The 5,605-nt window shown below is 41.5% G+C and carries 6 protein-coding genes; 4 read left to right on the top strand and 2 right to left on the bottom strand.

All coding sequences use genetic code 11. The features are described 5' to 3' along the window. The coding region (locus HC723_RS16195) for a transposase (RefSeq protein WP_190339820.1) at positions 1 to 153 on the bottom strand (153 nt) is incomplete at its 3' end. 91 nt (positions 154 to 244) lie between these two features. On the opposite strand from HC723_RS16195, the gene HC723_RS16190 reads away from it, so the two are divergent. Then, the gene (locus tag HC723_RS16190; RefSeq protein ID WP_190339819.1) at positions 245 to 2,014 is read left to right on the top strand and encodes a sodium:solute symporter family transporter; all 1,770 of its coding nucleotides are present in this window, start codon (positions 245 to 247) and stop codon (positions 2,012 to 2,014) included. A 22-nt stretch (positions 2,015 to 2,036) separates the two neighbouring features. Beyond that, positions 2,037 to 2,666: a type B chloramphenicol O-acetyltransferase gene (catB, locus tag HC723_RS16185; RefSeq protein WP_153448877.1), complete on the top strand. Its 630-nt coding sequence runs from the start codon at positions 2,037 to 2,039 to the stop codon at positions 2,664 to 2,666. A gap of 171 nt (positions 2,667 to 2,837) precedes the next feature. On the opposite strand, the gene HC723_RS16180 is transcribed toward catB, so the two are convergent. Next, a complete protein-coding gene (locus HC723_RS16180) occupies positions 2,838 to 3,554 on the bottom strand; it encodes a FadR/GntR family transcriptional regulator (protein WP_190339818.1) in 717 nt (238 codons plus the stop codon). A 514-nt stretch (positions 3,555 to 4,068) separates the two neighbouring features. Between HC723_RS16180 and HC723_RS16175 the strand changes: the two genes are divergently transcribed. Further along, positions 4,069 to 4,788: a FadR/GntR family transcriptional regulator gene (locus HC723_RS16175; protein ID WP_153448875.1), complete on the top strand. Its 720-nt coding sequence runs from the start codon at positions 4,069 to 4,071 to the stop codon at positions 4,786 to 4,788. A gap of 132 nt (positions 4,789 to 4,920) precedes the next feature. Beyond that, entirely contained in the window at positions 4,921 to 5,403 is a 483-nt protein-coding gene (locus HC723_RS16170; RefSeq protein ID WP_190339817.1) for a Crp/Fnr family transcriptional regulator, read from the top strand. Positions 5,404 to 5,605 lie beyond the last annotated feature (202 nt).

Genomic DNA, 5,605 nt, shown 5'->3' with positions numbered 1-5,605 from the left:
CGAGGCATCCATACCACCATATTTTGCACGCCATTTATAAAAAGAAGCGTTACTCATTCCATGCTCACGACAAAGCTCAGGCACAGGAGTGCCTGCTTCAGCTTGTTTTAGTATGGAGAGGATCTGATTGTCCGTGTATCGTGATTTTTTCATATTGAATCTCCTACGTTTAGATTACGAGAAAATTCTACTTTTGCCAGCAGTTATTTTTCGGGGGGATTACCCTTCCAAGAGTGAATAGTAAATGAATCTGTTAGATGTCGCGATCACTGTGGGTTACTTTATCTTTATTATTGTTGCCGCCTTTATCTTCAAACGTTTTGCCAAAACCTCTGCCGGATTTATTCGTGGCGGCGGAGCAATGATGTGGTGGATGGCCGGTGCCACGGCGTTTATGACTCAATTTTCAGCTTGGACCTTTACCGGTGCAGCAGCCAAAGCCTATGAAGATGGTTTTGCGGTATTGTTTTTATTTTGGGGTAATGCACTAGGCTTCTTTGTTGCGGCTTGGTACTTTGCTTCGCGCTATCGCAAACTGCGAGTGGATACCGCGATGGAAGTGATCAGGATGCGCTTTGGCAAAATATCCGAGCAAGTCTACACTTGGCTGCAATTTCCTCTCACAACCTTATCGTGTGCGATTTGGCTCAATGGTTTAGCCATTTTTGTGGCGGCGGTGTTTGATATTGATTTATACGTTACTATCATTGGTGTGGGCATTTTAGTGACCTTTATTGCGGTCAGTGACGGTTCATGGACGGTGTCTGCTACTAATGTGATCCAGCTTATTTTACTGATGGCGATCACCATCGTGGTTGGGGCTTATGCGCTGATTTATATCGGTGGCCCAGTACAACTTATCGAAAAATCGTCGATTCCATCGGTAATGGGAACAGGGGTCAATTACTGGCAAATATTCGTGGTCTGGGTGGTGTTTATTATGGCCAAACAAACCATTGGTACTAATAATGCTATGTCGTGTTACCGCTTCTTGGTGACCACCAATGAAAGAGAAGCGCGTAAAGCGGCATTAGTGGCCGGTATCTTATTTGTGATAGGTCCGGTGATGTGGTTTATTCCGCCTTGGGTAACCTCCACCATGCATGTCGATTTACAAAGTTTTTATCCGAATTTAGGTTCCAATGCCAACAATGCCGCTTATTTATATTTCATTGAATACTACATGCCGAAAGGGGTGTTAGGTTTAGTTTTAGCCGCCATGATCGCCGCCACCATTGCGCCAATGACTACCGCCCTTAACCGAAATGCCGGCATTTTTGTACGTAACGTTTATCAATCGGTGCTTAACCCACAAGCGACCGAATCTCAACAAATGAAAGTAAGTAAAATTTCTACCGTGGTAAATGGCGTATTGTCGATATTGGCCGCCTTGCTATTTGCTTCAATTAAAGAGTACAGCTTTTTCGATTTAATGATGCTATTTGGCGCGTTATTACAAATGCCATTAGCGATCCCATCCTTGCTGGCTTTAGTGTTTGTTCGTACGCCTGATTGGTCGGCTTGGGGCACATTATTGGTGGGTTTGACCGTATCGTGCTTTATGCAATTTGTATTTAATATTAATTGGTTATTGCCTTTATTGGGCGCTGATGCCTTTACTCATCGTGAATCTGTCGACTTGACTGTAGTGGCGATGCTGGTGGCGCAAATTGTGATTTCTGGTGGTTTCTTTGCATTATCATCGCTTTGGTATAAAGAGCCAACCGGACAACGTAAAGTCGAATTAGACACTTTTTATACTAACCTAGCGACGCCAATTTCGGCTGCAGAAGAAGCACCAGTCGATGGTCGTCAAGGGGCGTACTTAGGGCGATTAACTCAGGCATTAGGCGTGTTGGTTATTGTTATTGGTGTAGCCTTTGAAAGCGGATATGATATGGCGACCTTTATTGTGATAGGCGGTTTAATCTTGATCGCGGGCAGCTTTTTATATCGTAGTCGGTTAGCCGCCAAGCAAGTGACCGAAGAGGCCGTACTTCCAACAGGGCAGTAGCCGTTAATTATAAGCAGGTAATATGGAAAACTATTTCAACAGCCCGTTTGCAGGCAAGCCTTTAGCGCAACAAGTGACCAATAAAAATATTATTGTTGGTAAGCACAGTTATTATTCTGGTTACTATCATGGCCATAGTTTTGACGAATGTGCGCGCTATTTGATTTCGGGTCGTAGTGATGTCGATAAACTGATCATTGGCAATTATTGCTCTATTGGTTCTGGCGCAGTGTTCATGATGGCAGGCAATCAAGGGCATCAACCCGATTGGGTCAGCGCGTTTCCATTCTTCTACCAAGATGGTAAGAATTTCTCTAACGCCAAAGACGGTTTTGAACGTGCTGGGGATACCTTGATCGGCAATGATGTTTGGATTGGTACGGAAGCCATGATCATGAGCGGTATTACGGTAGGGGATGGCGCAGTGATCGCCAGTCGCGCAGTCGTCACCAAAGATGTTGCGCCTTATTCAATCGTCGGATCGAATCCAGCCAAACATATTCGTTTTCGTTTTACCCCGCAACAGATTGAAAAATTACAACAAATGCAATGGTGGCAATGGCCTGAAGAAAGCCTGCAAGATGCGATGGATTTAATGTGCTCTTCTGATATTGATGGTTTATATCAGTATTGGGAAAAGAATATAAAATAGCGACGAAACAGGTGACGAAAACGATACTGGAAGATCTAGACATGATAATTGAATCACACTAACCGTTACCATATGACCTGAAAAGCCCTGTAAATATAATAATTTACGGGGCTTTTATATTCAAGTTGTCAATCATTTTGACACAGGCTTGATAGAATATGAAAGCGCGGATCAGGCTGGATTGAGCGACAATAACTCATGGTTATTCTTTAACAAAATATTCGAGGCAATACGAGCTTCAGTTGCTTGTCCTTTGATAATCGCTTGATAAACTGCTCGATGTTCTTTAATGCAAAAATGACCGCGCACAGAAGAATGGGTAAAAAAACATTGATACACAGTGGTTAACAAATTACCAAAAGGGGTAAAAAAATCATTGGCGGTGGATTGAAATATTAACGAATGAAATTGCAGATCCGCTAACGTCCAAGCATTAACATCTTGATTCAGACTGGCTTGCATCATGGCATCAAAATGTTCGGTTAGCTGTTGCTTTTGATCGGAAGTCGCAAAAATGGCACTTAATGCACAAGCGGCAGGTTCAATCGCTTTGCGTAAGCCTAAAAATTGCTGCAAGAAAGTCTCTGGATCTTCACAATCTTTGATCCATTCAAGTAATTGAGGATCTAAAAAATGCCAATGTTTACGATCTTGTACAAACGTACCCACTTTAGGTTTAGAGCTGATTAAACCTTTCGACGACAAGAGTTTAATCGACTCACGTAAGGCAGTACGACTGACGCCAAAATCTTTACACAGCTCTAACTCATTCGGCAGTTTGGAGCCTGTGGTCAGTTTGCCTGAAATAATTTGCGCCGCGACTTGCTGCGCAATAAAAACATGTATTCGATAAGTGGCGGGAGATGAATTAAAAGTGTGAACGGTCATATTGTTTTCGATATAAAAAATGCCAGTAATAAGGTTAAATAACCTCAAACCGGCAACAAGTTAATATTACCTTGTCATTAAAAGCTGTACTGTTGTGGTCATTGCTTTCAATCTCTAGGGTATTAAATTAGAGGGACTTAAATGAACAGTCCAAAATAACTACTACTACCATTCGAAACTAATGCTAAAACTTAGGAAGGATTCAGCACCAATCGTGTTACCTGTTAAGCATCAGTCATGACAGATGCTTAACCTCCATTTATCATACAATAGCACTAGTGTGAGTCAATGGCTTATCCTCAATATACTTTGTCGATTTAATAAAATGTGATCAGGATCGAGGTGAATTGAAAATATCCTTATAATATTCTTCAATTTGGTAAAGTTACTAGCATAAATGAGAGGTGACAGGTGCTATTCAACATAAAAGAGATGGATGAAATATAGGTTAATGCTAGAATGTCCATTAATATGACAAGCTTTATTAATTTGATTTATTTTAAGAAGAACCTATATGTCCAATGAATTTAACTCGATTTCTGGCTCTAAACGTAGCCTACACGTACAAGTTGCACGAGAAATAGCCAGAGGCATTTTATCGGGTAAATTACCCCAAGGTTCGATCATTCCTGGTGAGATGGCGTTGTGTGAACAATTTGGTGTCAGTCGTACTGCATTACGTGAAGCGGTGAAGTTGCTGACATCAAAATGTTTATTAGAGTCGCGCCCTAAAATCGGTACTCGAGTCAAAGATCGTGCAAGTTGGAACTTCTTAGATCCTCAACTTATCGAATGGATGGATGGTTTGGTTGATAACGATACTTTCTTCCATCAGTTTTTAGGTTTACGCCGTGCGATAGAACCAGAAGCTTGCGCACTGGCAGCCATTCATGCCACTGCAGAACAGCGTATTGAATTGTCAGAAACCTTCCAGAAAATGTGTGATGTTTCACAAGCAGAAGTCTTTATTCAAGATGCTTGGACCGATATCGACATGCGATTCCATAACCTGATTTTCAATTCGACGGGTAATGATTTCTACCTGCCGTTCGGTAATATACTGTGTAGCATGTACAAAAACTTTATTGTGCATTCATCAGAACATGGAGCATTGTGTCTACAAGAACACCGCGATATTTATGAAGCGATCATGGCAGGTAATGCTGACAAAGCACGCGCAGTATCGGCCAGTCACTTACAAGCATCAAAACACCGTCTACCTGATGAAGTGTAAGAGATCACTTTTTGTTGAAAGTTTTCAATAATTCGCGATATTGAGTCACAAAAAGCAGCTTAATGGGCTGCTTTTTTGTCTTTATTATTCATACTAAGTAAATAATCTTATAATAATACTTTTGAGGTGTTTATGGGTGAGTCTCTACTTACTAATATTGTTCAGTATTTGTCCCAGATCGATCCGTTCAATAATCTCCCTGTCGAGGTGGTGGAAGAACTGTCGACGGTGGTTCAAATCACTTATCTCAGTAGTGGTGAGGTGATTGATCCTAATAAAAATACTGAAGATAAATACTTATATGTGATCCGCAGTGGTTCGGTAGAGCAACGTAAACTCGACGGTCAATTACGTTCTCGTTTAGGAAGTGATGATTTGTTTGGCTATACGTTTTTAAGCGATGCGATGGAAGATGAAAGTCGCTATATCGTCACCGCCTTAGAAAACTCACTGTTGTATTTGATCCCACATTCTGCGTTGATCCGTTTGTTTGAAAAACAGCCTGATTATCAACAATATTTTGCCTCAAAAGCCCAAGTTCGTTTACAAACCGCGCACGATGTCGTGTGGTCGGATAAAGAGAAAGGCTTGTTTATAAAAAGATATTATTTATAAAGTAAGTTCTCGATGTTCGATTTATTTGCCGACTCTAGTTTTTCTACCGCTTTATCAAAGATTGGGTCTTTATAAGGTAAGCGTTCACCAGCACCCTATTGACAGGGCTGGTGAACGTTAAAAACCGAATACGTTTGGGTAGGGCTGTCGATTCGTCACGGCTGTGACGATTTCGGACACAACTGACCATGCTGAGAGGCCA

It is taken from the genome of Vibrio sp. S11_S32 (assembly GCF_014694465.1).
GTDB classification, from domain to species: Bacteria; Pseudomonadota; Gammaproteobacteria; order Enterobacterales; family Vibrionaceae; genus Vibrio; species Vibrio algicola.
Note: the sequence above shows the minus strand (reverse complement) of the source record. Positions and strands in the feature narration are given on the sequence as shown.